We start from the raw sequence: 25,547 nt of genomic DNA on the forward strand, positions 1-25,547 counted from the left end.
GCCGCGGCGGCCGTGGTGGTGGTGGCGGTGGCCGGGGCCGTGGTGGGGGAGGCGGGGCCGGGGGCGCCCCCGCCGCTCTGGGCGGCGGAGGCGGTGGCCGGCACCGGGGTGGGAGCCGTGGTCATCTCAGGTCAGCCCGCGATCGCCTTGGCCCAGTTCTCGGTCACGACCTTCTTGGCCGCCGTGGTCTGGTCCTCGGTCGGGAAGGTGGTGAAGGGCTTCTCGACGGCCGGCAGCTTGGCGGCGGCGGCCGTGTCCAGGGTGCCGGCGGCCTTCATGGCGTCGAACAGGGCCGGGGTGGCGTAGCCGCCGAGGAAGCCGTTCTGGCCCTGGGCGCTGTAGAGGTACTCCTCCCACAGGCGGGCGGCGGCCGGGTGCGGCGCGTCCTTGTTGATCGCCTGGTTGTAGAAGTTGGCGTAGATGCCGTCGGACGGGATGCTGACCTGCCAGTCGATGCCCTTGTCCTTGAACTTCTCGGCGTAGCCGGCGTTCAGGTAGGACCAGTCGATGGTGATCGGGGTCTCGCCCTTCTCGATGGTCGCCGGGGTGACCTCGACCGGGTTGAAGTTGCCGGCCTGCTTCAGCTTGCCGAAGAAGTCGATGCCGGGCTGGATGTTGTCCAGCGAACCGCCGTTGGCCAGGGAGGCGGCCATGACGGCGCTGTACGCGGCGTTCGCCTTGGTCGGGTTGCCGTTGAGCGCGACCATGCCCTTGTACTCGGGCTTCAGCAGGTCGGCGAAGGTCTTCGGGCAGGCCGCGACCTTCTTGGCGTCGCACGCGATCGAGACGTAGCCGCCGTAGTCGTTGTAGCGCAGACCGTCGGCGTCCTTCATGGCGTCCGGGATCTTGGCGAAGTCGGTGACCTTGTACGCGGCGAACAGGCCCTGCTTGGCGCCGGAGGTGGCGAACGCGGCACCCAGGTCGACGACGTCGGGGGCGCGGTCCTGGCCCTTGCGGGAGGTGATCGCGTTGATCTCGTCCTGGCTGGAACCGTCGGGGTTCTCGTCCTCGATCTCGATGCCGTACTTCGCCTTGAAGTCGTCCATCAGCTTGCCGTAGTTCGCCCAGTCGCGCGGCAGCGTGATGGTGTGGAGCTTGCCCTCCTTCTTGGCGGCGGCGACCAGCGCGTCCATACCGCCGAAGTCGGCGACGGAGGTGGCGGTCTTGGCGCTCTTGCCGCCTGCGGCGTCGCCACCGGACTTCGCGGAGGAGGAGCCGGCGGAACCGCAGGCGGTGAGGGAGAGCGCGGCGGCGGTCAGGACGGCCGCGAAGGCGGCGGTGCGGGCGCGGTGCACGGACACGGGTCAGTCTCCTGAGAAGGGGGAACCGCAAGCGGGTGTCTTGATCGGGGGATCGAGCGAGCGGCGGAGTCCGGCGCTGTCCGAGGTGAGTTCGGAGCCGTCCGAGTTGACTAGCCAACTTCGCTGACGGAGGTAAGTACGCCGGAGTTCGGTGACGGGAAGGTGAACGGACGGCTCAGAGCCGGGGTCGGCTGCGGGAACGGTGGAATCCGGCCATCGGAGGGTGATCCGTCCGGTGCGATGCTCGAAAGGCGCAGCGGGATAAGGTCGGGCTGTCCGCGCCGGTACGGCTGCGCAGGACACAGCCCTGGAGGGTCAATTGAGTGACGTGGCAGTAGAGCCCGGGCGCCCCGCCGAGCGCGCTGCCGGCGCCCTGTACCGCAAGGTGGCCGCCGATCTGCGCGAGGCCATCACCACCGGTGCGTTCGGCGAGGCGGGCCGGCTGCCGGCCGAGGGTGCGCTGGCCGAGCAGTACGGGGTCTCCCGCGGGACGGTCCGCCAGGCGCTGGCGGTGCTCCGCTCCGACGGACTGGTCACCTCCCGGCGCGGCACCCGGCGCGTGGTGCTCGGCGGTGCGCGGGTGCAGAGCTTCTCCGAGCTCCTCAGCTTCACGCACTGGGCGTACTCGATGGGCGAGGAGCCCGGCGGCATCCTGGACTCGCTGGTGCGCCGCCCGGCGGACGCGGCCGAGCGCGAGCAACTGCGGCTGGAGCCGGGCGCCGAGGTGTACGTGACGGTCCGCCTGCGGACGCTGTCCGGCACGCCGGTGATGGTCGAGCGCACGATCTACCCGCCGCGCGTCGGCGAGATCGTGGCCGAGCTGCCGCCGGACGTCGTCTCGCACACCGAGGTGCTGCGCGAGCACGGCATCCTGTTCTGCGACGCCGACCACACCATCGACATCGTCGCGGCCAACGCCGAGGACGCCCGCCTGCTGGGCTGCCGCCGCGGCGGCCCGCTGCTGCGCGAGCGGCGGCGCACGACCGACCCGACCGGCACGCCGGTGGAGTGGTCCCAGGACCGCTACCTGCCCGGGACGGTGGCGTTCAGCGTGCACAACTCGCTTGCGACGTCGGCGCTTTCGCGGCACGCGCGGGAACTGGACTGAGGTGGAGGGGAGGCCGGGAGTCCTCCCCTTTCTCTTCGTCCGCTACTTCATGAGTGCGGCGAGCAGCGGGCGGTAGTGCTCGAAGTCCGGTACGGACGCACCGGCGACCTTCGCCTGCTCGTCCCAGCGGCGGACGGCCACCGCGTCGACGGCGCCCGGGAGTGCGGCGAACGCGGCGGCCTGGGCGTCGTCCATCGGGCCGCCCTGCACCTTGAGCGTGTACTCGGACGCCTCGGACAGCTGCTCGCGGTAGCCGGGCTCGACCGCGCACAGGTAGCGCTTCGCGGCGACGTGCAGCCGGACGGGTTCGGTGACCTCGGGGCCGAACCACTGCGCCAGCCATTCGGCGCCGCTGTCGCTGTGCCGGTTGTCCTGTCCCTGCATCAAGTCGCGGCCGTGCAAGGTGCCGTGGCTGTGCTCATAAAAGAAATGGCCGACGTCGTGCAGCAGCGCGGCGGCGATCAGGTGCGTCGGTGCTTGGGCGGCCTCGGCGGCAGCGGCGGCCTGGAGCATGTGCTCGGCCATCGTGACCGCCTCGCCCAGGTACTCCCCGGCGCCCTCGCCCGCGAACAGCTCGGCGATCGCGTCCAGGGCGGCGGTGCGGCGGTGCAGCACGGCGAGCGTGGAGGCGAGCGAGTCGAGGTCGGCGTAGCAGCCCTGGAGGTGGCGGTGGCCGTCCTGCTGGAACGCCGTACGGGCGTGCAGGAGGCGGGTGTTGTCGAAGACGAGGCAGTCGCCGGGGCTCAGGCGGAAGGTGAGCTGGAGCTCGGGGCGCAGCGTGATGGCGGCGAAGCGGCGGTAGGCGGTGTAGAAGGCGTCCCGGTCACCGCCGCGCAGCGTGCCGATCGAGCGGTTGTTGAACCGGACCTCGCGGATCCGGCCGAGGGCGTCCACGTCGATCAGCGGACGGTCGGCGCGCAGCTCGGTGCGGCGGTCGCGGAAGACGAACGGGACGGGAGTGCGGGTGAGGACGGCGAAGTCCTCGGGGGCCTCGTCCCGCAGGACGGCGGCGGCCATGAACCCGTCGACGAGGCCCGAGTCGCCGCCCGTGGCGGAGTTCTCCAGGCAGTGGAGGAGCTGGAGGGTCGGCACCGGGTCCCGGTACGGGTTGTCGGTGTGCGGTGCGATGGCGACGCTGGTGAAGGCGAGGTTGTTCGGGTCCGGCTCGACGCGGACGTCGAACAGCTCCCCGTAGTTGGTGGTGCGCACGTACCCGAAGCTCCCGGCGACCTCGCACACCTTTCCCTCCGTGGTCGGCACGTCGCGCAGCACCGCGAACCCGCTGCGCCGGACGGCCGCGAGGACGGCCGCCTGTTCGGCGGGATCGGCCAGGTACGCCTCCCACTCCGCCTCCGGAATCCCGCGCGCGAAGTCCGCCGCGACCCAGAGCCGCTTGTCGGCCTCCGTGCGCCCGTCCCCGTCGCCTTCCTTGCTCAGCCAGGCGAGCGGGTAGCGGGAGCGGTGGCCGTCCGACCAGAGCACCTCCAGGTTCCCGTTCATCTCGCACTGCGCGGCGACCGTGAGGTCCGGCGGCAGGTCGCTGATCTGGAACAGCTTCTGCCCGCTGCGCGGATCGCGGCACTCGGCACACGGGCAGTTGTCGCGCAGCCAGTACGTCGGCAGCTCGGGCATGGCGGGATCTCCTCCTCGACGGCAACCATGGTGCGGAGTTGTATAGCCAACTTCACCCCGTCGCCCGGGAGCCTGCCGCCCCCCGATGAGCACCGCGTGCCCGCCCGGTGAACACCGCGGGAACTGTGCCGGGAGGCCGCGGCCGAAGCCGCTTGCGCGCGCTGGTCCAGACCTGCTCGGATACCCCGGTGAATGATCGACTTCCGAGAGCCGCCGCGCTGGCCGCCCTCGCCGCCCTGGCCGCCGCCTGCACGAGCAGCCCCGTCACCCCCGCCCGGGCGCCGACCGCCGCCATCACCCCCGCGGCCTGGCAGTACCGTCCGCCGTACGAGTTCGACGGCCTGCCCGACGTCCCGGACTCCGCCTTCGTGAAGCTCATCCGCAGCGGCGTCACCAAGGGCGACCTGCCCGCCTCGGCCGTGGGGACCAGCTACATCAGCGCCGATCAGGTCCGCAACATCACCATCCGTGCCATGCCGCAGCACTCCACCGACCCGGCCAAGGCCCTCGACGACCTGATGGCCAGGGAACTCCCCAAACCGGAGCTACGCGCCCGCTTCACGGACACCGACCCGGGCGAGCGCGGCGGCGTGATGCATTGCGGTTCCTTCGTTCCCGACGGCACCACGGTGAGCGCGCTGTGCCTCTGGGCCGACGCCGACATGCTCGGCATCTACGGCGAGTACGCCCGGGGCACGGCGCAGGACGTGACCAAGGCCGCCCAGCATGCCCGCGAGTTCCGCACCCTCGCCGAGGTGCCCTCCTGAATGCCGCGTTACAACTCCAGAACCAAGACGTCATGCTCGGCCGCGCCATCCCACGGGATCGCCGCGCCCACCCGCCGATAGCCCCACGCCCGGTAGGCGGCCTGCGCCGCCGTCGCCTCCGGGCGGCTGTTCAGCATCATGCGTTGGTTCTCAAGCCCGTCCACCAAGACGCGGTGCAACTCGGTGGCTACGCCCCGCCTGCGCCAGGCGGGGCGCACCGCCAGCTCGAAGAGGCCGAAGGTCCGCTTCCCGTCCTCGCGGCGCAGCTCCTCCGGCGCGGGCTCGGTGAGGGTGTCCCACCAGCCCGTGTTGGCGGCCAGTGGGTAGCCGTAGGCCATGCCCACCACCGTCTCGCTCTCGAACGCGATCGCCGCACGGAATCCCCGACGCCGCACCTGCGAACGGAATCGCCGGAACGCCCGCTCCACGTCGGGCGGGCCCTCGCCGTACGGCGGTTCCGCGAAGGCCTCGGCGAACACGGTCTTCAGCTTTTCCTCCAGGAGTGCCGTCTGTGCTCCGTCCAGAACCCTGACCACCACCGTCACGCCGCCTTTCCCTTCTTCGCCGTCACTCCGAACTCCCGCATTTGTTCTACGAAATCCCGTGTCGCTGCCGAATCGATGAGCTCGGCAGAGGCCGCCACGGTTCGTAGCCTCTCAAGCAGCCGGGCAGAGGTCATGCCCTGAGCCGCGTCGGCGCTCGCGCACGCCTCTTCCACCGCGCCGGCCTTCATGAGCACCTCGGCCAGGCGTGCCCGGTACAGCGCTGCATTCCGGCTGTACGTCGGCCCGAGCCGGCCCACGGCGGATCGCAGGAACGGGATCGCGTGGACGGGGCGACCGTTCTCCACGTGCCACGCGGCAGTGGCGTAGTCGACCTCGACTTGGCCGGCGAACGCCGTCCACGGGGGCGCGTCGGTGTCCTTGTCGGACCGGTCGTGCCAGGTCAACGCGGCCTGAACTGGTCGGTGGCCCGCGACTCCCACCTCGACGACACGGTGGAGTGCGCGGCGCTCGCCGCGATGCCGAACGGCCTGATCGCGGTGGCCAACATCAACGACGCGAACACCGTGGTCGAGCTGACCCCGGGTGAGCTGCGGAAGCTCAAGGCCGCATCCCACGCCGAGTCAAGGAGAGCTGCACCATGACGACCTCGCTGCATCGTCTCGTCGCCGATCCGGAGACCTTCCGCAGGGCGTGGCCGGACACGCCGACGGTGTACGACAGGGACGCCGTAGACCTGCAACGCCTCGCCGGTCGCCAGGCGGCCCGCGAGATCCTGGCCGATCCGGACCTGCGGCCGGGGGGTTTCGGGATGGTCCGCGATGGCGTTCTGACCGCAGAACGCGCGGATGCCGATCACCCCACCGACACCTTGGTCCTTAACGGGCTCCACCGCTCGTGGCCGCCGCTGGTGACGTTCTGCAAGGCCCTGTCGACCCAGCTCGGCCACCCGGTCACCGGGAACGTTTATCTGACACCGGCCGGCGGGGCCAGGGGTTTCGGCTGGCACTGGGACTGTCATCACGTCTTCATCGCGCCGGCCGGCAACTTCTCACCGTGTACTGGGCCTTGAAGAAACTGCTGGAGCTCGGTGAGGAATCCGAGCAGCTGCGTGCCGCGATGCCGCCGGACCTCAGTGGACGGGACTTCCTGGACCTCTCGGCGCAGCTGCGTTCGGTGTTGGTGGAGTGGGTGACCAAGCAGCCATCGGAGCCGCCCGCGTTGCGACTCCGGTCTGCTCAGCGGCTTTCGGTGCTGAACCAGGAACCGAAGTAGGGGACGGGCTAACCTCGGAGCGATGCCGAGCAGGAGGATCAGGGCGTGGTCTTTCCCGGCGATGAGTCGCTCTCGGAGTGGTACGCGGCACGAGATGGTCGGTACCGCGCGCCGGGAACCCGGGATGCTCTGGTGCTCATGCCCGAGGATCGTCAGGAGCTGCATCCGTTCCAGGACCTCCAGCGGCTCGTGGTCGAGTGGGACGGGCGTGCCTGGCGGCCGGTGGCCGTCGCGGCCGACTTCTCGGAGGCGTATCCGCTGATCATGCGGCGGGACGGGGAGCTGATCGAGGCACAGGACGATACGCCGGTCGCGTTGCTTCGGAAGGGCACCGGCCGGCACCGTCGGCCGGTGCCGCCGGGTGGCTGACGGCGCCGGCCCGGGCTCGGCTGTTCGGGTGAGGGGGAGTGGGGCGCAGCGCGTTGCACGGCGGGGGAGGGGTGGGGCTGCGGCACTGTCGGGGTGGATTTGTCCCGACGGGTGAGAGGTGGCCGGTATGGCTCATTCCAGGACGACGGCTCCGGCTGGGTCAGGGCATACCGGGCTCAAACGAGAAGTCGGGATGGTCGGGCTGCTCTGGGCCTCGGTCGGGGCGATCATCGGGTCCGGCTGGCTGTTCGGCGCCCAGAAGGCAGCCGTGGCGGCCGGGCCCGCCGCCCTCCTCTCCTGGGGCATCGGCGCGGTGGCGATCATCCTGCTGGCGCTGATCCACGCCGAGCTGGGCGGGCTGTTCCCGGTCGCCGGCGGTACGGCCCGCTACCCCCACTACGCCTTCGGCGGCTTCGCCGGGATGTCCTTCGGCTGGTTCACCTGGCTGCAGGCCGCGACCATCGCGCCGATCGAGGTCCAGGCGATGATCAACTACGCCCGGCACTGGACCTGGGCGGACGGCTTCCTGAACAAGGACCTGACGCTCACCGGCTCGGGCTTCGTGGTCGCGGCCGCACTGATGGCCGTGTTCGTCGCGATCAACTTCCTCGGCGTCCGACTGCTCGCCCACACCAACAGCGTCGCCACCGTGTGGAAGGTCGCCGTCCCGATCCTGGCGATCTTCGCGCTCGGGATCACCGAGTTCCACGGCTCCAACTTCAACATGCGCGGCTTCGCGCCGGACGGTTCCAAGGGCGTGCTCGCGGCGATCAGCACCAGCGGTGTGATCTTCGCATTGCTCGGCTTCGAGCAGGCCATCCAGTGGGCGGGGGAGAGCCGCAACCCCCGCCGGGACATCCCCCGGGCCGTCCTCGGGTCGGTGGTGATCGGCACGGTCGTCTACGTGATGCTCCAGGTGGTGTTCATCGGCGCCCTGCCGCCGTCGACCTTCGCCGGGGGCTGGGGCAAGCTCGACTACCCGGGCATCAGCGGTCCGTTCGCGGGCCTCGCCACCCTGATCGGCCTCGGCTGGCTGGCAACGATCCTCTTCATCGACGCGGTGATCTCGCCGGCCGGCACCGGCCTGGTCTACATCACCTCCAGCTCCCGGGTCACCTACGGCCTGAGCCGCAACGGCTACGCGCCGCCCGCCCTGCAGTACACCGACCGCAACTCGGTGCCCTGGCTGGGCCTGATCATCGCCTGGGTCGCCGGCGTCCTCTGCTTCCTGCCGTTCCCGAGCTGGCAGAAGCTGGTCGGCTTCATCACCTCGGCCGTCGTGCTGATGTACGCGGGCGCGCCGCTGGCCTTCGGCGTGCTGCGCAAGCGGCTGCCGGAGATGGAGCGTTCGTACCACCTGCCCGGCGGCACGATCATCTCGCCGATCGCCTTCGCGGTGGCGAGCCTGGTCATCTACTGGTCCGGCTGGGACACCCTGTGGCGGCTGGGCCTGGCGATCATCATCGGGTACGTGCTGCTCGGCGGGTACTCCGCGTACGCCGCCTCGCAGGGGGTGCCGAACGCGCCGCGGATGGACTTCAAGGCGGGGCAGTGGCTGCCGGTCTACCTGGTCGGGATGGGGATCATCTCCTGGCAGGGCACCTTCGGAGTGGGGGCCAAGGGCAACCTGCCGCTGTGGTGGGACATCGCGGTCGTGGTGGTGTTCGCGCTGTTCATCTACTACTGGGCGCTGGCGGTCGCGCTGCCGAAGGAGGAGATCGAGCGGAACATCCGGGGCGTCGAGGTGGTGGACGCGGGCGGGCACTGAGCGCAGCTGAGAGAAACGGCCCCCGAAGCGATTCGGGGGCCGTTCAGCGTTCCTAGGCGGTCGCGTCCCAGGCCGCCTCGGCTGCCGCCAGGGCCGCGTCGGCGTCGGCCTTCGTGGCCGTCGCGAGGCCGGTCAGGCAGGCGCGGACGGTCTCCAGCGAGGCCGCCGGGCCGTAGTGGTTCACCCGGAGCATGGATGCGGCCAGCGCCCCGCCGCCCGCCTGGACCGGCAGCGCCGGGTCGAGGGCGGCGGCGAGCTCGGCGGCGTGCAGCCCGGCCGGGGTGCGCAGGGTGGTGGCGACCGGCGCCGCGTGGGCGTCCTGGTGCACGTACGGGCTCAGCGTGCCGAGTGCCCGGACGCCCGCCCGGGTGGCCGCGGAGGCGGCGCGGTGGCGGGCGATCACGGCGGGCAGGCCGTCGGCGGCGATCCGGTCCAGGCAGGCGCCGAGCGCGAGCATCTCCAACTGGGCCGGGGCGTGCGGCAGCGTGGTGCGCCCGGCGTCCGTCCAGCGCTCCTTCCAGTCCAGCAGGGACAGGTAGGAGCGGCGCGGGGCGGCCGGGTTGGCGGCGATGCGCTCCCAGGCCCGCTCGGAGACGGACACGGCGGAGACGCCGGCCGGGCCGCCCATCGCCTTCTGGCCGCCGATCACGCAAAGGTCGATGCCCCACTCGTCGGTGAGCAGCGGCTCGGCGGCCACTGAGGCGACCGCGTCGAGCATCAGCAGGGCGCCGTGCTCGCGGACCACGGCGGCGATCTCGGCGACCGGGTTGGTGTTCCCGGTGGCGGCCTCGGCGTGGACCAGGGAGACGAAGTCGATCTCCGGGTGGCTTTCGAGCGCCTCGGCGACCTGCTGGGCGCTCACCGCGCTGTCGAAGGGCACCGCGAGGTCGACGACCTCGGCGCCGCACGAGCGCAGCCAGTTGCCGAAGGTCTGGCCGTACGGGCCGGTGACGATGTTGAGCGCGGTGGAGCCCGGGTGCGCGGCGCCGCGGATCGCGGCCTCCAGGGGCAGCAGCGCCTCGCCCTGGGTGACGATCACGTCCGCGGAGGTGTGCAGCAGCGCGGCCACCTGGTCCTCGATCGCGGCGAACCCGGCGGCGCTGAGCGGGGGGAGGTCGAGGAACGGGCTCACGCGCCCGCCTCGCTTCGCTCGGCAGGGGCGTTCGTCCATACGCGCCTCTTGATGGTTCGCTCGCTTCGCTCGCTCACGGCTGGGGCCTCTCGCGTACGGGTCGTCGGGACGGGAACGAGTCTGCCGCATGCGCGCTGCTTACACGGAACCCGCCCGTCGGTAGAGTGCGGGCCATGAGCGATGGCGCGGTGCTGCACGTCCGGGGTCGGGTGCTGGTCGGTCCGGAGGACGTCCGGGACGAACTCTGGGTGGTGGACGGCCGGGTGAGCTTCACCCGCCCGACCGGCGCCGCGGACGTCCGGACCGTCACCGGCTGGGCGCTGCCCGGCCTGGTCGACGCGCACTGCCACGTCGGCCTGGACGCGCACGGCGCCGTCGACGCCGAGACCAGCGAGAAGCAGGCGCTCACCGACCGCGACGCCGGCACCCTGCTGATCCGCGACGCCGGCTCGGCCGCCGACACCCGCTGGATCGACGAGCGCGAGGACCTGCCGCGGATCATCCGGGCCGGGCGGCACATCGCCCGCACCCGCCGCTACATCCGCAACTACGCGCACGAGATCGAGCCGGGCGACCTCGCCGCCTACGTCCGGGCCGAGGCCCGGCGCGGGGACGGCTGGGTGAAGCTGGTCGGCGACTGGATCGACCGCGAGCACGGCGACCTCACCGCCTGCTGGCCCGGCGACGCGCTGGCCGAGGCGATCGCGGCGGCGCACGAGGAGGGCGCGCGCGTGACGGCGCACTGCTTCGCGGCCGAGTCGCTGCCGGACCTCCTCGCGGCCGGCATCGACTGCGTCGAGCACGCCACCGGGCTGACCGAGGAGCTGATCCCGGCCTTCGCCGAGCGCGGGGTGGCGATCGTCCCGACGCTGGTCAACATCGCGACCTTCCCCGAGCTGGCGGCCGGCGGCGAGGGCAAGTTCCCGGCCTGGGCCGCGCACATGCGCCGCCTGCACGAGCGCCGCTACGACACCGTGGGCGCCGCGCACGACGCGGGGATCCCGATCTTCGTCGGGACGGACGCGGGCGGCTCGCTCGCGCACGGCCTGGTGGCGGACGAGGTGGCCGAGCTGGTCAAGGCCGGTCTGAGCCCGAACGAGGCGCTGTCGGCGGCGAGTTGGGGCGCGCGGGAGTGGCTCGGGCGCCCCGGCCTGGTGGAGGGCGCATCGGCGGACCTCGTGGTGTACGACGAGGACCCGCGGGCCGACGTCCGGGTGCTGGCCGCACCCCGCACGGTGGTGCTGCGCGGCCGCCCGGTCGGCTGAGCGCCACCATGATCATCCGCTGAACGGGCTGTCGGCGTAGGCCGATAGGGTGGCGACCATGGCACCGCGTCCACTTCACGAGATCGTCGAGCCCGGCTGGGCGACCGCCCTGGCGCCCGTCGCCGGCCAGGTCGCCGCGATGGGCGACTTCCTGCGCGCCGAGCTGGCCGCAGGCCGCACCTACCTGCCCTCCGGGCCGAACGTGCTGCGCGCGTTCCAGCAGCCGTTCGCCGACGTGCGGGTGCTGATCGTCGGGCAGGACCCGTACCCGACCCCCGGGCACGCCGTCGGGCTGAGCTTCTCGGTCGGCCCCGAGGTGCGGCCGATCCCGGCCAGCCTGATCAACATCTTCCAGGAGTACGGGACGGACCTCGGCCTCCCGCAGCCGTCCAACGGCGACCTCACCCCGTGGACGCAGCAGGGCGTCCTGCTGCTCAACCGCGCGCTGACGACGGCGCCGCGCAAGCCCGCCGCGCACCGCGGCAAGGGCTGGGAGGAGGTCACCGAGCAGGCGATAAGGGCGCTGGTGGCGCGCGGTGGCCCGCTGGTGGCGATCCTGTGGGGCCGCGACGCCCGGAACCTGCGGCCGCTGCTCGGCGAGGTCCCGGCGATCGAGTCGGCGCACCCGAGTCCGTACTCGGCGAACGGGGGCTTCTTCGGCTCCCGGCCGTTCAGCCGGGCCAACGACCTGCTGGCGCGCCAGGGTGCGCAGCCGGTGGACTGGCGACTGCCGTAGCAGGTTCACGTCGACGCGGAGCGCCGATCTCACTCCAACGGGTGAAATGACGTTCTGTGTGACTCATGTGACGGATCGTTTGAGAAGACTGGCGGCTCATCGTTTCAGTCGCGTGGGAGTTCCGCCATGTCATCTCGCCGAATCGTTTCCGCAGTCGCCGCCTCGGTGGTCTGCACCATGCTCACCGTCCCGTCGGTCCAGGCGGCGGAGCCGACCCCGTCGCCCGGCAAGGCGCGCGCCGTCACCGCCGAGCTCGCGCTGGACGTCAGCCTGCTGAACAAGGCGGTGGACGTCCCGGTGAACATAGCGCTGAACAAGGTGGAGACGCCCGCGCAGCGCGAAGGCTCGGTGCTGACCGCGAAGGTCGACGGGGTCGACCAGCAGGGCCCGGTCACGCTGGTCAAGGCCGACGTCGGCAAGTCGGTGACGCGCTCCGACGCCAAGGGCACGGCCGCCTCCGTCCAGCTGGTCAACGCCGACGTGCACGCCCCCGGGCTGCCGGCCACCGCGCTGCTCGGCCTGGAGGCGATGAGCGCCGAGGCGACGTGTCCGGTCGACGGGCAGCCGACCGCGAACGTCGTCGCGCCCGCGAAGCTCACCGTCCTCGGCAAGCCGGTCACCGTCGGCCTGTACGCGCCGACCACGGTGGACGTGCCGCTGGTCGGCAGCGTCTCGGTGGAGTTCTCCAAGCGCACCACGACCTCGACCACGGCCGCCGCCTCGGCGCTGGAGGTGCAGGTGGCGGTGAACCCGCTGAACCTGAACGTCGCCAAGGTCACCGGGAAGATCACCGTCGCCTCGGTCAGCTGCGAGAAGCCGACCCCGCCGGCCACGCCGACCGGCCCGGCCACGGCCACGCCGACCCCGGCGCCCACCACGGACGCGCCCACCGGCGCGCCCACCGTCCAGCCGGCGGCCGACACCACCACGGGCGCCGCCGGTGCGCACGCCGCCTCCGCGCGGCCGGCCGCCGGCCTGGCCGTGTCCGGCGGCAGCAGCGCCACCGGACCGCTCGCGGCCGGGGCCGCCGCCCTCCTGGCGGGCGGGACGGCGGCCGTGTGGGCCACCCGACGCCGCCGCGCCACTCACGCGCGCCGCCACTGACCGGGGACCCGGGGCACTCGTGGAAGCGGGAGTGCCACCCCCGGCACTCCCGCACCGTGACCGTGTCAACGCGGACGGTTGGTTCACATGCGCGTTACACGAGAGGAACAACCGGGAAACGGCGACTTGCGACGCTACGCGGGCACCCACCACCCAGCAATGCGAGGGACACCGCTGTGGCAATCAAGGCCGAGTACATCTGGATCGACGGCACCAAGCCGACCGCGAAGCTCCGCTCCAAGACCCGCGTGCTGGCGAACGCCGACAAGATCCCGACCTGGGGCTTCGACGGCTCGTCGACCAACCAGGCCGAGGGCCACGCGTCCGACCGCGTGCTGGAGCCGGTGAAGGTCGTCAAGGACCCGATCCGCGGTGGTGACAACATCCTGGTGCTGTGCGAGGTCCTGGAGACCGACGGTGCCCCGCACGAGTCCAACACCCGCTCGCTGCTGCGCGAGGTCGCCGAGAAGTACGCGGCCCAGGAGTCGATCTTCGGCATCGAGCAGGAGTACACCTTCTTCAAGGGCTCGCGTCCGCTCGGCTTCCCCGAGGGCGGCTTCCCGGCCCCGCAGGGCGGCTACTACTGCGGCGTCGGCGCCGAGGAGGTCTTCGGCCGCGAGATCGTCGAGCTGCACCTCGACCGCTGCATCGACGCCGGCCTGGCGATCTGCGGCATCAACGCCGAGGTCATGCCCGGCCAGTGGGAGTTCCAGATCGGCCCGGTGGACGCCCTGACCGTCTCCGACGACCTGTGGATCGCCCGCTACCTGCTCTACCGCACCGCCGAGGAGTTCGGCATCGACGCCACCCTGGACGCCAAGCCGGCGCGTGGCGACTGGAACGGCGCGGGCGCCCACACCAACTTCTCCACCAAGGCGATGCGCGAGGGCTACGAGGCCATCATCACCGCCTGCGAGTCGCTCGGCGCCTCCCAGGAGAAGGTCCTGGAGCACGTCAACCAGTACGGTGACGACATCCAGTCCCGTCTGACCGGCAAGCACGAGACCGCCCCGTGGAACGTCTACAGCTACGGCGTCTCCAACCGCGGTGCCTCCGTCCGCATCCCGTGGCAGGTCGAGGTGGAGCAGAAGGGCTACATCGAGGACCGCCGCCCGAACGCGAACGTCGACCCCTACGTCGTCACCCGCCTGCTGATCAACACCTGCTGCGAGGCCCTGGAGAAGGCCGGCCAGGTCTGATCGGGCCCCCAGCGCACGTACGGCCGCAGGCCCTTCCCCACCACGGGGAAGGGCCTGCGGCCGTTGGCGTCCGGGACGATACTGGTGGTGTGACCGATGCCTTCCACCCCGATCTGCCGGCCGCGGCGAAGGTCCACCACGTTCCCGCGGGCAGCCTCGACGACGCGACCACCCAGAGTGCGGGGATGCGCCGGCTGGCCGCGATCAGCGGCGCCAGGGTCGGCGCCGAGCGGCTCTGGATGGGCCAGTCGCACGTCGCACCCGGCGTCTCCTCCGGCAACCACCACCACGGCGACTCCGAGTCGGCGATCTACGTGGTGAGCGGGCGGCCCGAGTTCGTCTTCCTCGGGGAGGACGGCGGGGAGCGGCACATCCGCACCGGGCCGGGCGACTACGTCTTCGTGCCGCCGTTCCTGCCGCACCGCGAGGAGAACCCGAGCCCGGACGAGGACGCGGTGATCGTGATCGCCCGCTCGACGCAGGAGGCGATCGTGGTCAACCTGCCGGAGCTGTCCGTGTACCGGCCCGGGTAGGCGCCGGCACACGGACGACCGGTCGGTGCGTCAGGCCAGGTTCCACTTCTGGTTGGCGGCGCCGTTGCACGTCCAGAGCGAGACGGCGGTGCCGTTGGCGGTGCCGCCGCGGGTGACGTCGATGCACAGGCCGGACTGGACGCCGACCACGGTGCCGTCGGCGTTGAGGCGCCACAGCTGGTTCGCGCCGCCGTTGCAGTCGTAGATCTCGACGGCGGTGCCGGGGGCGGTCTGGCCGCCGTACGCGTCCAGGCACTTGGTGCCGCCGTAGACGGTCAGCTGGCCGGCGGGCGAGTACGTCCACTGCTGGTTGGTGCCGCCGTTGCAGTCCCACAGGTCGGGCTGGGTGCCGTTGGCCTGGCTCGCGTAGGGCAGGTCCAGGCAGCGGCCCGACTGGGCGCCGAGCAGCGCGCCGGTGCGGGACCACTGCTGGTTGGACGCGCCGGAGCAGGTCCACAGGGCGATGCCGGTGCCGTTGGCGGTGGCGGCCCGCGGTATGTCGATGCACAGGCCGGACTGGAGACCGGTGACGGTGCCGTCGGCGTTGAGCCGCCACTGCTGGTTGGCGCCGCCGTTGCAGTCCCAGATGTCTATCGCCGTGCCGGGCGCCGTCTGGTTGTTGAAGGCGTCCAGGCACTTGGCGCCGCCGAAGGCGGTCACCTGGCCGGCCGCGGTGTAGGTCCACTGCTGGTTGCCGCCGCCGTTGCAGTCCCAGATGTCCGGGCGGGTGCCGTTGGTCTGGTTCGCGAACGGCACGTCCAGGCAGCGGCCGGAGCCCGCCCCGCGCAGCACGCCCGCGCTCGGCGTGGGCGGCTGGGTGCACGGCCCGGCGGCCGGGGCGCCCGCCACGTCGGAGGCCTTCAGGAAGGCCAGCCGGTGGTTGTAGCGGATCGGGTAGTAGGTGTCACAACCGACCACCAGGGTGCGGTCGTTGGGGGCGCTGCCGTCGATGTTCTGCCCGTAGTAGTAGTCGGACTGCACCGGGGTCGCGCTCGCCGAGACGTAGGACTGCCCGGCCGGGACGGTGGCGTTCAGCGGGGCGACGGTCTGCGCGGTGATCGCGGGGTACGGGAGGTAGGCGGAGGCCTCGGGGTAGCTGCGCCCGTACACCGGGATGGAGGCGGCGCCGGACTTCGGGGTCAGCAGGGTCTGGCCGGGCCGGTTGTCGGCCGTCGCGCTCTGCCCGCCGGGGTTGTAGAACCAGGCCTTCTGGCCGCCGTACCAGATGGCCGTCCAGTCGCCGCTCAGGTCGGCGACGACGTAGGAGGCGCCGGTGACGGCCTTGTCGCTCCAGTCGGAGGCGTTGGTGGAGCCGCCGTTCAGCAGCGCGGCGCTCGGGTCCGGGCTGGTGCGCAGGTAGACGAAGTTCTCCGGGCGGTCGGTGGTGCCGCTCACCGGGGGCTGGTTGGTGGCGTCGAAGGCCGGGGTGATGGTGACCTTGCCGCCGACCGTCAGCTGGCCGCCGATGCCCGTCTTGAGCCCGGCGCCGAGCAGGTCCATGTAGTGCGACCAGTCCCAGAACGTGCCCGGGTCCCAGTGCATGCCGGCGACGTTCGCCTGGAGCGGGCCGGGGACGTCGTCGTGGCCGATGATGTGCTGGCGGTCGAGCGGGATGCCGAACCGGTTCGCCAGGTAGCCGACCAGCGTGGCCGACGACTGGTAGAGCTGCTCGGAGTACCAGGTCGGGCGGTCGGTCGGGAAGGCGTAGCCCTCGTGCTCGACGCCGATGCTGTGCATGTTGACGGTCTTGTTGCCGGCGTGCCAGGCCACGTTGTTGGTGTTGACCAGCTGGGTGACGTGACCGTCCGACGAGCGCACCATGTAGTGGGCGCTGGCCTGGTTGCTCGGGTTCTGGAACGCCGCGATCGAGCCGGTGAAGCCGCCCTCGGTGTCGTGGATGACGATGTACTGGATCCGGTCGCCGTCGTCCGGGCGGTTGGCCTTGGTGTAGTTGCCGAAGGACGTCGGGTCGCTCGCGTTGGTGAGCGCGTACGCGGCGGGCTGGAAGTCGCAGCCGAGGGAGGCCGGGCACTCGATGGTGCCGTCGGCGGTCGCCGCGGCGGGGGTGGCCGTGGTGGTGGCAGCCGCAGTGGTGTCGGCCGCCGTCGTGACGAACGCGGCGCGGGTCGCCGTCCGCGGGGCCGCCGGGGCCGCCGCGCCGGACCGGGCCGCCGTGGACGGGACGTTCAGGACCCGGACCGGCGCGAGGGTGACGGTCTCGCCCTCGGCGGTCTGCCGCGAGACGCCCTTGCGCAGCGTGTCGAACACCCGGTCGGCGAACGGGTTCGCCGCGCCCGCGTCACCGGAGCGGCTGAACCTGGCCACCGCCTGGTACCAGGCGCTCGGGTCCGCCGAGGCGGCCCGTCCGCTCTGCTTCAGCGACTCCTTCTGGTACTCGGCCAGCAGCGCCGCACCGCCGCGGACGCTCTGCGCGGTGTCACGCTTGAGGTCGTCCGCCGGACGGTGGATCAGCGCCGCCGCCGCGTCGAGGGTGTGCAGCTCGGGGCCGTCCTCGACGGCGGGCGCGGTGGGCGTGCCGGAGACCGGCCGCGGCGGGGCGTCGTCACCGCGGCCGTCGGCCGTGTCGGGCCCGGGACCGGCGGCCAGCGCCGCGCGGACGGCGGCGACGTCGACCTGGGTCAGGCCCATGACGTTGTAGTTGCCGGTGGTGCTCGGCGCACCCTGGTGGGAGTCCCAGCGCGTCTCCTGGAAGGAGAGCGCGAGCAGGACGCCCTCCGGCACCTGGAACTCGGCGGCCGCGGCCCGGAACTGCTCCTGCAGCGAGCCCGGCGCGGGGGTGGCGGCCGAGGCCGGGGCGAACCCGAAGGCCGTGCCGGCCAGCACGGTGGCCACGGCGGCGCCGAGGGCGCGCCGGCCGCGCGGGGCGAGCGGACGCTGTGCCGCTCTCGGTATGGAAATCAACGGAGTCTGCCGACCTTACGCTCTGTCCGATGGAGGCCCCGGGAGGTTGTTTCGGGACCGCCGCGACGCTAGCACCCCGGGACCGGAAACCCGGTAGTCAACCCGGCCGTCGGCGGTCAGGATGAACAGGTATGACGCCCCTTCTGCTCATCGACGTCGACGGACCCCTCAACCCCTACGCCGCGCCCGGGGAGCAGCGCCCGGACGGCTACGACACCCACCACGTCCTGCCCGACTCCTGGGTGGCCCGCCGGCGGCCCGCGCCGGGCGAGGAGGTCGAGCCGCTGCGGGTGTGGCTCAACCCGCTGCACGGGCCCGAGCTGCTGTCCCTGCCGTACGAGCTGGTGTGGGCCACCACGTGGATGGACGAGGCGAACACCTTCATAGGCCCGCGCATCGGCCTGCCCGAACTCCCGTACATCCGCTGGACGGAGGTCTTCCGCGAGGACCCGGACGGCCTGCACTGGAAGACCAGGGACCTCGTCGCCTGGGCGGACGGCCGCCCGTTCGTCTGGCTGGACGACGAGCTCGGGCCGCAGGACATCGAGTGGATCGCCGCCCACCACCCCGGCCCGGCCCTGCCGCTGTGGGTCGACCCCCGGGCGGGGCTCGGGGAGCTGCACTTCGCGGCGCTCCGGGAGTGGGCCGAGGACGAGGAGTGAGCGGGCGCAACGGCGCGGACGGCGCGGGGACGGTCGTCGGCACGGTGGAGCGCCTGCGCCGGTACCCGGTGAAGTCGCTGCTGGGCGAGGAGTTGCCGAGCGCGGAGGTCACCGGGCGCGGCCTCGCGGGCGACCGGGTCCGCGCCCTGCGCGACGTCGGGACGGGCCGGATCGCCAGCGCCAAGCACCCGCGGCTCTGGGCCGGCCTGCTCGCCTTCACGGCCGGGACCGGGGCGGACGGCACAGTGGCGATCACCGGCCCGGACGGGCGGGACGTGGACGAGGCCGGGCTGTCGGAGGCGCTCGGCCGGAAGGTGACGCTGGTCGCCGAACGCCCGGCCGGGGCGACGATCGAGCGGGCCGTGCCGGAGGAGGTGCTGGCCCGCGGGATCGACGAGGAGGTCGCCTTCACCGTCAACGAGCTGGGCCGGGCCGCGCCGGACGGGACGTTCTTCGACTTCGCGCCGCTGCACCTGCTGACGACCTCGACGCTCGCCGCCTCGGGAGGGGAGGCCGAGCGCTACCGGCCGAACGCCGTGATCCGCACCCGCGGCACCGGCTACGTCGAGAACGCCTGGGTGGGGCGGGAGTTGGGCATCGGGCTGAGCCTGCGCCTGCGCGTCCTGGTGCCGACCCCGCGCTGCGCCGTGCCGACGCTGCGGCACGGCCCGCTGCCGCGCAGCGCGGACGCCCTGCGGGTGCTCGCCGCCGAGAACCGGCGGGTGCCGCTGGAGGGCATGCCGGAGCTGCCCTGTGCGGGCGTGTACGCGCAGGTGCTGGCGCCGGGGCGGATCGCGGTGGGGGACGTCGTCACGCTGCGGTGAGGCGGGCCTCCTCCGCGCCGTGTTCGGTCAGGCCTCGCCGAGCACGGCCGCGAGCGCGTCCAGGAAGCGGTCGGTCGTCGGCTCGTCCCGGACGGCGATCCGCAGCCACTCCTCGCCCAGCCCCGGGAAGGTGTCCCCGCGCCGGACGGCGAAGCCGTGCGCCCGCAGCCGCTCCCGGACGGCGGCGGCGCCGGGCAGCCGGACCAGGACGAACGACGCGGCCGGGTCCCCGTGCACCCGGACGGACGGGAAACCGGCCAGCCCCTTCAGCAGGTTCGCGCGCCACAGGGCGAGTTCGGCCGCCGCCTCCTCCGCCTCGGCCAGCGCCGCTGGCGTGCTGCACGCCTCAGCGGCGGCCAGCGCCGGGGTGGAGACCGGCCAGAGCGGCTGCGCCGCGCCGAGCTCGGCGATCAGCGGCGCGGGCCCGAGCACGTAGCCGATCCGCAGTCCGGCCAGGCCCCAGGTCTTGGTGAGGCTGCGCAGCACGACCACCCGGCCGGGCAGGTCCCGGATGGCGGCGAGGGACTCGCGCTCGCCGGGCACGGTGTCCATGAACGCCTCGTCCACCACGAGGGTGCGCCCGGGGCGGGCCAGGGCGGCGACGGCGTCGGCGGGGTGCAGGACGGAGGTCGGGTTGGTCGGGTTGCCGAGGACGACGAGGTCGGCCTCCTCGGGGACGGCGCCCGCGGTGAGCCGGAAGCCGTCCTCGGGCGACAGCAGTGCCCGGTGTACCTCGTGCCCGGCGTCGCGCAGGGCCGCCTCGGGCTCGGTGAACTGCGGGTGGACGACGGTGATGTGACGTGGCGTCAGCACGCGTGCGAGCAGGACGAACGCCTCGGCGGCGCCGGAGGTGAGCAGCACCTCGCCGACCGGTCGCCCGTGCCGCGCGGCGACGGCCGCCCGCGCGGTCGTCTGGTCCGGGTAGGCGGCCAGGTCGCCGAGCGTGGCGGCGAGGCGCTCGCGCAGCCAGGGCGGGGGAGTGCCGGTGCGGACGTTGACGGCGAGGTCGACCAGGCCGAGCCCGTCGGCGCGCACCTCGGCGTCGCCGTGGTGGCGGAGGTCGGGTTCGGCGGGGCTCACGCGGGGGCTCCTTCGGGTACTGCCGGGGGGCCGGCGGGCAGGCCGGGAACGCGGAGGACGTCGTACGGGCCTGGCGGCACGCTCAGCGCGGCGCCGTCGCCGAGGGCCACGAGGGCCACGGCGTGGCCGTGCGAGGCCAGGGTGGCGGCCGCGCCGGCGCTGTCCTCCGTCGCGATCCGCCGGGTGGCGGGGCGCAGCAGCCCGGCCGCCGCGGCGATCGCGTCCGGCGGGCCCACCACCGCGGAGACGCTCCGCAGCGTCTCCAGCGCACGCGGCACGAGCAGGTCGTGCGGCCCGGGGCCGAGGCCGACCAGCGTCAGCCGTCCGCGCAGCGCCGTACGGGCGATCGCGATCGTCGCGTGGGCCGACTTCCGCTTGGCGACGACGAGTTCGCCGCCCGGCGCGCTCGCCAGTGCCGCCGCCTCGGCGACGCTCGCGGTGCCGACGGCGGCGCCGACCGCGGCGGAGGGGTTCGGCACCGGGACGGCGGCGAGCGCGTCCGCCGGGTGCTCGTCCACCGGTGGCCGGCCGAGGCACCAGTGGGCCCAGTTGACGGCGGGGTGGTCGCCCTTGCCGGCGACGGTGGCGAGGCGGGAGATCGACTGGCGGGACAGTCCGGTCTCCCGCAGGACGTCCATGAGCAGCCGCATCACCTCGGTGTGCTCGGTGGCGCTGCCCGCGCCGATGCCGAGGACGAGCGTGCGGGGGAGCACCGTGAGGTCGCTGTCGGGGTCGTCCGGGTCCTGCGGGTCGGGGATCCGCAGGACCGGTTCTTCCGTGGGGGCCGCCGTGGGGACGCCGGCCGCGGCCCCGGGGCCGAGGAGGGCCTGCCGGGTCAGCTCGGCGAGCGCGGTCTCGCGCGGGTCCCGGCGGTTCGTGAACACCGGCTGGACACCGAGGACGGCCGCGACCTCCCAGGCCAGCTCCGCGGTGGCGGGGTCGCTGCTCACCGGGATCACGTACCGGCGCAGGGGGTCCACGCAGAGCAGGCCCTTGTCCCTGGTGCTCGTGGGGCCCGCGTAGTCGAGCAGGCGGACGGTCCCCGGGAGGGGTGCGACGCAGATCACGAACTCGCACTCGTGGAGCGCCAGTTGGACCGCCTCGGGCGGGCCGAAGCAGTTGCCGACCGAGGCCCGGTAGACCTTGCTGCTGTCCGGCCAGGCGGCGTGCAGTTCGGCGGCGAGCGCCCGCACCGCCCCGTTGACGGCGACCAGCCCGATCACGTCCCGCTCCTCAGCTCGCCCCTTGACCGGGATTTGACCCGACTTCGAGTCGACCCCGTCCGGCCCCGCCCCACGGCCAAAAGCCCAGGTGATCCCACCACGCCCGGCCGGAATGGGTCAATCGCCGGCGGCTGTGACGTCGGCGGGGCGGTCCGCGCGGGGGCGGCAGCTGTTCGTCTGTTCTTCATTTGTCTTGTGCGGTACACGACACCGCGGCGATCCTACTGTTTTCGGCGCTCAACCCCCATCAAGCCCGAAGCACATTCAACGCCCGGAGGACCCCCATGGCCTTCGCACGACTCCGCACGCCCGGCACTCCTCGCCGCCGCACCCTGACCGCCCTCGCCGCCGCCCTCGGCCTCTCGGCCGGCTCGCTCGGCCTGTGGGCCGCGACCGGCGACGCCGCGGCCGACACCGTCGCCGCCCTGCCGGCGCCCGACCACATCGTGGTCGTCGTCATGGAGAACCACGCCTACTCGCAGGTGATCGGCAGCTCCAACGCGCCCTACATCAACAACACCCTCGTGGCCGGCGGCGCGACGCTGACCCAGTCCTACGCACTCACCCACCCCAGCCAGCCCAACTACTACATGCTGTTCTCGGGCAGCACCCAGGGCATCACCGACGACAGCTGCGTCGACGTCGGCACCATGCAGGCGCCCAACCTGGGCTCCGAACTGCTGGCCGCCGGCCAGACGTTCGCCAGCTACAACGAGGGCATCCCCGCCGTCGGCGCCACCGACTGCCGCGTCGACAACTACGCGCAGAAGCACAACCCCTGGTTCGGCTTCGGCAACGTCCCGACCTCCAGCGCGTACGGCATGGACGCCTTCCCGGCGGACTTCACCACCCTGCCCAAGGTGTCGTTCGTCGTCCCGGACCTCTGCAACGACATGCACGACTGTTCGGTCGGCACCGGCGACTCCTGGATCCAGACCAACCTCGCCGCCTACGCGGACTGGGCCAAGAGCCACAACAGCCTGCTCGTCATGACCTTCGACGAGGACAACAAGCTCTCCGGCAACCGCATCCCCACCGTGCTCTACGGCGCGCACGTCGCCCCGGGCAGCAGCACCTCCACCAGCTACAACCACTACGACGTGCTGCACACCCTGGAGGACCTGGCGGGCGTCAACGCGCACGCCGGCAACTCCGCGAGCGCGAACGACATCACCGGCATCTGGAACTGACGCCCGTGTACGTCGCGGAATCCCGCAGCTCGAAGGCTCCCGCCGCCCCGGCCGACGCGCCGGGGCGGCGGGGCGCCGCCCTGCGCGCCGTGCCGGGGGCCGTCCTCGCCCTCGGCACCGTCAGCCTGGTCACCGACGTCTCCTCGGAGATGGTCAGCGCCGTCCTCCCGCTCTACCTGCTGACCGGGCTCGGCCTCTCGCCGCTCGGCTTCGGGCTGCTGGACGGCATCCAGAACGGCTTCAGCGCGCTCGTCCGCCTCGCCGGCGGCCACCTCGCCGACCGGCGCGGCGCCGACGGCGCGGCCCGGCACAAGGCCGTCGCGGCCGTCGGCTACGGCCTCTCCGCGCTGTGCAAGCCGCTGCTGCTGTTCGCCCACACCGTGCCCCTGATCGGCGCCGTCATCGCCGTCGACCGCACCGGCAAGGGCCTGCGCACCGCCCCGCGCGACGCGATGATCTCGCTCGCCACCGACCCCGCCCACCGCGGCCGGGCGTTCGGCGTGCACCGCGCGATGGACACGGCGGGCGCGCTGCTCGGGCCCCTCACCGCGTTCCTGGTCCTCCGCCTCGCCGGCGGCCCAATGCTCGCGGACGGCGGCGAACGGCACGGCTACGACGCGGTGTTCACCGTCAGCGCGTGCGTCGCGGCGCTGGGCGTGCTGGTGCTGCTGCTGTTCGTGCCGAACCGGCTCACCGGCGACGCGCCTGCGGGCGCCGCCCCCTCCCTGCGCGACGGCCTCCGGCTGCTGCGGCTGCCCGGGCTCCGTCGGCTCACCGTCTGCGCCGTCCTGCTCGGACTGACCACCGTCAGCGACTCGTTCGTCTACCTGCTCGTCCAGCGCCGCCTCGGCCTGTCCATCAACCTGTTCCCGCTGCTGCCGCTCGGCACCGCCGCCGCCTTCCTCCTGCTCGCCGTTCCCATGGGCCTGCTCGCCGACCGGATCGGCCGCCGCACGCTGTTCCTCGCCGGGCACGGGCTGCTGCTCCTCGCGTACGGGCTGCTGCTCTCGCCGCTGCGCGGACTGCCCGCGGTGATCTGCGTCCTCGTCCTGCACGGCTCCTTCTACGCCGCCACCGACGGCGTGCTCGCCGCCGCCGCGGCCGACGCCGTGCCCGCCGAGCAGCGCGGCGCCGGCCTCGCCCTCGTCGGCACCGGGCAGGCGCTCGCCCGGTTCGCCTGCTCGCTGCTGTTCGGCGCGCTGTGGAGCGCGACCGGCGGCACCACCGCGCTCGCGTGGTCGGCGGGGGCGCTCGCCCTGTGCGTCGCCGGCGCGGCCGTCGTGCTCCGCGAACCCGCCCGTGAGAGGTCCTCGTGAACCAGCCCCTCCAGAACCGGTCTTCCGAGGACGAGCCGTTCGCGGATCAGCCCCACCGGGGCCTCAAGAACCGGACCAGGGTGCTCATCCTGGTGGTCGCCGTCCTGCTCCTCGGCTCGGTCGGCACCGGCGCCGTCCTGTTCGCCGCCGACCGCACCGCCCGCCACGACCGGGCCCAGACCGGCGGCCCGGCCGTCGCGCCCGGGCCGGTGTCCCTCCAGGCCACCTCCGCCGGCCGGCAGCTCGTCTTCCGCAACATGGCGTGGGGCCCGCACCGCGACGAGCTCACCACCGTCCCGGCCGACCGCGCCGACGGCCCGCGCACCGCCTCCGGCGTCAAGTGCCTGCGCTTCCACGCCGCAGCCGGCACCGGCATCTGCCTCCAGGCCGAGCACGGCGCCCTTGAGGACACCTACCGCGCCGTCGTCCTCGACGACCACCTCAAGGAGCAGCGCTCCTTCCCCGCCGCCGGTATCCCCACCCGCGCCCGCGTCTCGCCATCCGGCCACTTCGCCGCCTGGACCGTCTTCGTCAGCGGCGACTCCTACGCCGGCACCGACTTCTCCACCCGCACCTCGATCGTCGATGTCCGCGATTGGAACCTCCGCGAGAACCTGGAGACCTTCGACGTCATCAAGGACGGCCGGCCGTTCCGGGCGCACGACATCAACATCTGGGGCGTCACCTTCGCCGACGACGACACCTTCTACGCGACCCTCGCCTCCGGCGGAACCACCCACCTCGTCCGCGGCGACCTCACCGCCCGCACCCTCACCACCCTCCACGACGACGTCGAGTGCCCCTCGCTCTCCCCGGACGGCACCCGCGTCGCCTACAAGAAGCGCGTCCCCGGCCTGCCCGCCGACTCGCCCTGGCGGCTCTACGTCCTCGACCTCGCCACCATGACCGAGACCGCCACCGCCGAGCAGCGCAACATCGACGACCAGGCCGTGTGGACCGACACCGGCACCCTCCTGTACGCCCTCCCCGGCGACTACGGCGCCGACCTGTGGAGCGTCCCGGCCGACGGCACCGGCGCCGCCCGGCGGGTCACCCAGGCGGCGGTCGCCCCCGCCTACGTGGGGTGACCGTCCGGGGGAGCGGAACTCTCGAGTACAGTCCCTCGTCGAGCACGGTGACGGCCTGATCGAACGGGGGAGCGACAACGGTGGACGGAATCCCACCCGAGCGCGTGGTCACCGACTCCTGGCCGGCCCTGCACGGCCGCCCGGTGCTGCGCCGCACCGTCGCCGTGAGCCTGGTGCTGTTCGTGTCCGTCGCGGCGGCCCTGCTCGTCCGGGGCGTCAACACGCTCACCCTGGGCGGCGGCGGCCGCGAGACCGACCGCGACCGCGCCGAACGCCTGGCCGGCCTCCACCCCTCCCAGCACCCGGGTGCGGGCCGGGCCTTCGTCCCCGTCGGCTCCGTCTACACCCATGCGCCCGACGGGTCCGCCGTCGCGTACCTGCACTACCGCGTCGCGGGCGGCAAGGACGTCGGCCTGGCCGACTTCCTGCGCGCCTACGACCTCCCGGACCCCGGCCCCGCCGCGCCACTCCCGCCCGACCTCTCCACGGCCCTCGGCGGCAACGAACCGACGGCGGCCCCGGAGCTGCCGGAGGCGTCGCCCGCGTCGGC

Annotated in this window: 26 protein-coding genes; 18 read left to right on the forward strand and 8 right to left on the reverse strand. The window is 73.0% G+C overall.

The annotated features are described in order from the left end of the window. Positions 1-131: 131 nt before the first annotated feature. Positions 132-1,301, reverse strand: a complete 1,170-nt coding sequence (locus tag AB0O00_RS08290) for an ABC transporter substrate-binding protein (RefSeq protein WP_363649408.1) — start codon at positions 1,299-1,301, stop codon at positions 132-134. 328 nt (positions 1,302-1,629) lie between these two features. Between AB0O00_RS08290 and AB0O00_RS08295 the strand changes: the two genes are divergently transcribed. Further along, entirely contained in the window at positions 1,630-2,409 is a 780-nt protein-coding gene (locus AB0O00_RS08295) for a GntR family transcriptional regulator (protein ID WP_363649457.1), read from the forward strand. A 42-nt stretch (positions 2,410-2,451) separates the two neighbouring features. Here AB0O00_RS08295 and AB0O00_RS08300 read toward each other — a convergent pair whose 3' ends face one another. Beyond that, entirely contained in the window at positions 2,452-4,041 is a 1,590-nt protein-coding gene (locus tag AB0O00_RS08300; protein WP_363649410.1) for a TauD/TfdA family dioxygenase, read from the reverse strand. 188 nt (positions 4,042-4,229) lie between these two features. Here AB0O00_RS08300 and AB0O00_RS08305 point away from each other — a divergent pair, with 188 nt between their 5' ends. Continuing rightward, a complete protein-coding gene (locus AB0O00_RS08305; RefSeq protein WP_363649412.1) occupies positions 4,230-4,808 on the forward strand; it encodes a hypothetical protein in 579 nt (192 codons plus the stop codon). An 8-nt stretch (positions 4,809-4,816) separates the two neighbouring features. Here AB0O00_RS08305 and AB0O00_RS08310 read toward each other — a convergent pair whose 3' ends face one another. After that, the gene (locus AB0O00_RS08310) at positions 4,817-5,353 is read right to left on the reverse strand and encodes a GNAT family N-acetyltransferase (RefSeq protein WP_363649414.1); all 537 of its coding nucleotides are present in this window, start codon (positions 5,351-5,353) and stop codon (positions 4,817-4,819) included. Beyond that, positions 5,350-5,757 (reverse strand): hypothetical protein, encoded by a 408-nt coding sequence (locus tag AB0O00_RS08315; RefSeq protein WP_363649416.1) that lies wholly within the window; start codon positions 5,755-5,757, stop codon positions 5,350-5,352. Before AB0O00_RS08315 ends, AB0O00_RS08310 begins: the two co-directional genes overlap by 4 nt. Here AB0O00_RS08315 and AB0O00_RS08320 point away from each other — a divergent pair. From AB0O00_RS08320 to AB0O00_RS08340, 5 genes are all read left to right on the forward strand, one after another. Further along, on the forward strand, positions 5,746-5,955 hold the full coding sequence (locus AB0O00_RS08320; protein ID WP_363649418.1) for a hypothetical protein: 210 nt from the start codon (positions 5,746-5,748) through the stop codon (positions 5,953-5,955). The two genes, AB0O00_RS08315 and AB0O00_RS08320, sit on opposite strands and share 12 nt — an antisense overlap. Then, positions 5,952-6,383: a hypothetical protein gene (locus AB0O00_RS08325; RefSeq protein ID WP_363649420.1), complete on the forward strand. Its 432-nt coding sequence runs from the start codon at positions 5,952-5,954 to the stop codon at positions 6,381-6,383. The genes AB0O00_RS08320 and AB0O00_RS08325 overlap by 4 nt, the downstream gene beginning before the upstream one ends. Continuing rightward, entirely contained in the window at positions 6,380-6,586 is a 207-nt protein-coding gene (locus tag AB0O00_RS08330; protein WP_363649422.1) for a hypothetical protein, read from the forward strand. Before AB0O00_RS08325 ends, AB0O00_RS08330 begins: the two co-directional genes overlap by 4 nt. A 45-nt stretch (positions 6,587-6,631) precedes the next feature. Next, positions 6,632-6,955: a DUF6087 family protein gene (locus AB0O00_RS08335; protein ID WP_363649424.1), complete on the forward strand. Its 324-nt coding sequence runs from the start codon at positions 6,632-6,634 to the stop codon at positions 6,953-6,955. Positions 6,956-7,148: 193 nt separating this feature from the next. Continuing rightward, positions 7,149-8,723, forward strand: coding sequence for an APC family permease (locus AB0O00_RS08340; protein ID WP_363649426.1), 1,575 nt, complete (start codon positions 7,149-7,151; stop codon positions 8,721-8,723). A 52-nt stretch (positions 8,724-8,775) separates the two neighbouring features. Here AB0O00_RS08340 and AB0O00_RS08345 read toward each other — a convergent pair whose 3' ends face one another. Beyond that, the gene (locus AB0O00_RS08345; protein ID WP_363649428.1) at positions 8,776-9,855 is read right to left on the reverse strand and encodes an aminotransferase class V-fold PLP-dependent enzyme; all 1,080 of its coding nucleotides are present in this window, start codon (positions 9,853-9,855) and stop codon (positions 8,776-8,778) included. Between the two features lie 173 nt (positions 9,856-10,028). On the opposite strand from AB0O00_RS08345, the gene AB0O00_RS08350 reads away from it, so the two are divergent. From AB0O00_RS08350 to AB0O00_RS08370, 5 genes are all read left to right on the forward strand, one after another. Further along, entirely contained in the window at positions 10,029-11,120 is a 1,092-nt protein-coding gene (locus tag AB0O00_RS08350) for an amidohydrolase family protein (RefSeq protein WP_363649430.1), read from the forward strand. A gap of 58 nt (positions 11,121-11,178) precedes the next feature. Then, the gene (locus AB0O00_RS08355; protein ID WP_363649432.1) at positions 11,179-11,856 is read left to right on the forward strand and encodes a uracil-DNA glycosylase; all 678 of its coding nucleotides are present in this window, start codon (positions 11,179-11,181) and stop codon (positions 11,854-11,856) included. A 126-nt stretch (positions 11,857-11,982) separates the two neighbouring features. Next, on the forward strand, positions 11,983-12,960 hold the full coding sequence (locus tag AB0O00_RS08360; protein ID WP_363649435.1) for an SCO1860 family LAETG-anchored protein: 978 nt from the start codon (positions 11,983-11,985) through the stop codon (positions 12,958-12,960). A 176-nt stretch (positions 12,961-13,136) separates the two neighbouring features. Next, positions 13,137-14,159, forward strand: coding sequence for a glutamine synthetase (gene glnII, locus AB0O00_RS08365; RefSeq protein ID WP_363649437.1), 1,023 nt, complete (start codon positions 13,137-13,139; stop codon positions 14,157-14,159). Between the two features lie 89 nt (positions 14,160-14,248). Continuing rightward, complete coding sequence (locus AB0O00_RS08370; protein WP_363649439.1) at positions 14,249-14,692, forward strand: cupin domain-containing protein; 444 nt, start codon at positions 14,249-14,251, stop codon at positions 14,690-14,692. 30 nt (positions 14,693-14,722) lie between these two features. On the opposite strand, the gene AB0O00_RS08375 is transcribed toward AB0O00_RS08370, so the two are convergent. Beyond that, positions 14,723-17,614, reverse strand: a complete 2,892-nt coding sequence (locus tag AB0O00_RS08375) for a ricin-type beta-trefoil lectin domain protein (RefSeq protein ID WP_363649441.1) — start codon at positions 17,612-17,614, stop codon at positions 14,723-14,725. 131 nt (positions 17,615-17,745) lie between these two features. Here AB0O00_RS08375 and AB0O00_RS08380 point away from each other — a divergent pair, with 131 nt between their 5' ends. Then, on the forward strand, positions 17,746-18,276 hold the full coding sequence (locus AB0O00_RS08380) for a hypothetical protein (RefSeq protein WP_363649443.1): 531 nt from the start codon (positions 17,746-17,748) through the stop codon (positions 18,274-18,276). After that, the gene (locus AB0O00_RS08385) at positions 18,273-19,100 is read left to right on the forward strand and encodes an MOSC N-terminal beta barrel domain-containing protein (protein ID WP_363649445.1); all 828 of its coding nucleotides are present in this window, start codon (positions 18,273-18,275) and stop codon (positions 19,098-19,100) included. The genes AB0O00_RS08380 and AB0O00_RS08385 overlap by 4 nt, the downstream gene beginning before the upstream one ends. 27 nt (positions 19,101-19,127) lie before the next feature. Here AB0O00_RS08385 and cobC read toward each other — a convergent pair whose 3' ends face one another. Together cobC and AB0O00_RS08395 are read right to left on the reverse strand one after the other, a co-directional pair. Next, complete coding sequence (cobC, locus tag AB0O00_RS08390) at positions 19,128-20,180, reverse strand: Rv2231c family pyridoxal phosphate-dependent protein CobC (RefSeq protein WP_363649447.1); 1,053 nt, start codon at positions 20,178-20,180, stop codon at positions 19,128-19,130. Further along, a complete protein-coding gene (locus tag AB0O00_RS08395; protein WP_363649449.1) occupies positions 20,177-21,403 on the reverse strand; it encodes a cobalamin biosynthesis protein in 1,227 nt (408 codons plus the stop codon). The genes cobC and AB0O00_RS08395 overlap by 4 nt, the downstream gene beginning before the upstream one ends. A gap of 284 nt (positions 21,404-21,687) precedes the next feature. Between AB0O00_RS08395 and AB0O00_RS08400 the strand changes: the two genes are divergently transcribed. From AB0O00_RS08400 to AB0O00_RS08415, 4 genes are all read left to right on the forward strand, one after another. Further along, positions 21,688-22,593: an alkaline phosphatase family protein gene (locus tag AB0O00_RS08400; RefSeq protein ID WP_363649451.1), complete on the forward strand. Its 906-nt coding sequence runs from the start codon at positions 21,688-21,690 to the stop codon at positions 22,591-22,593. Between the two features lie 5 nt (positions 22,594-22,598). Then, positions 22,599-23,909, forward strand: coding sequence for an MFS transporter (locus AB0O00_RS08405; RefSeq protein WP_363649453.1), 1,311 nt, complete (start codon positions 22,599-22,601; stop codon positions 23,907-23,909). Between the two features lie 80 nt (positions 23,910-23,989). Further along, positions 23,990-24,997 carry a TolB-like translocation protein gene (locus tag AB0O00_RS08410; protein WP_363649459.1) on the forward strand — a complete coding sequence of 336 codons (1,008 nt, stop codon included), beginning with the start codon at positions 23,990-23,992 and terminating at the stop codon, positions 24,995-24,997. Between the two features lie 80 nt (positions 24,998-25,077). Continuing rightward, a partial coding sequence (locus tag AB0O00_RS08415; RefSeq protein WP_363649455.1) for a hypothetical protein occupies positions 25,078-25,547 on the forward strand: 470 nt, incomplete at its 3' end.

The sequence above is a fragment of the Kitasatospora sp. NPDC093558 genome (assembly GCF_040683475.1).
GTDB lineage: Bacteria > Actinomycetota > Actinomycetes > Streptomycetales > Streptomycetaceae > Kitasatospora.

What these genes read in the sequence shown, in the direction of transcription:
- AB0O00_RS08300 (WP_363649410.1), bottom strand. Translation starts at nt 4,041, where the DNA reads ATGCCCGAGCTGCCGACGTACTGGCTGCGCGACAACTGCCCGTGTGCC.
- AB0O00_RS08325 (WP_363649420.1), top strand. Translation starts at nt 5,952, where the DNA reads ATGACGACCTCGCTGCATCGTCTCGTCGCCGATCCGGAGACCTTCCGC.
- AB0O00_RS08340 (WP_363649426.1), top strand. Translation starts at nt 7,149, where the DNA reads ATGGTCGGGCTGCTCTGGGCCTCGGTCGGGGCGATCATCGGGTCCGGC.
- AB0O00_RS08350 (WP_363649430.1), top strand. Translation starts at nt 10,029, where the DNA reads ATGAGCGATGGCGCGGTGCTGCACGTCCGGGGTCGGGTGCTGGTCGGT.
- AB0O00_RS08355 (WP_363649432.1), top strand. Translation starts at nt 11,179, where the DNA reads ATGGCACCGCGTCCACTTCACGAGATCGTCGAGCCCGGCTGGGCGACC.
- AB0O00_RS08360 (WP_363649435.1), top strand. Translation starts at nt 11,983, where the DNA reads ATGTCATCTCGCCGAATCGTTTCCGCAGTCGCCGCCTCGGTGGTCTGC.
- AB0O00_RS08380 (WP_363649443.1), top strand. Translation starts at nt 17,746, where the DNA reads ATGACGCCCCTTCTGCTCATCGACGTCGACGGACCCCTCAACCCCTAC.
- AB0O00_RS08400 (WP_363649451.1), top strand. Translation starts at nt 21,688, where the DNA reads ATGGCCTTCGCACGACTCCGCACGCCCGGCACTCCTCGCCGCCGCACC.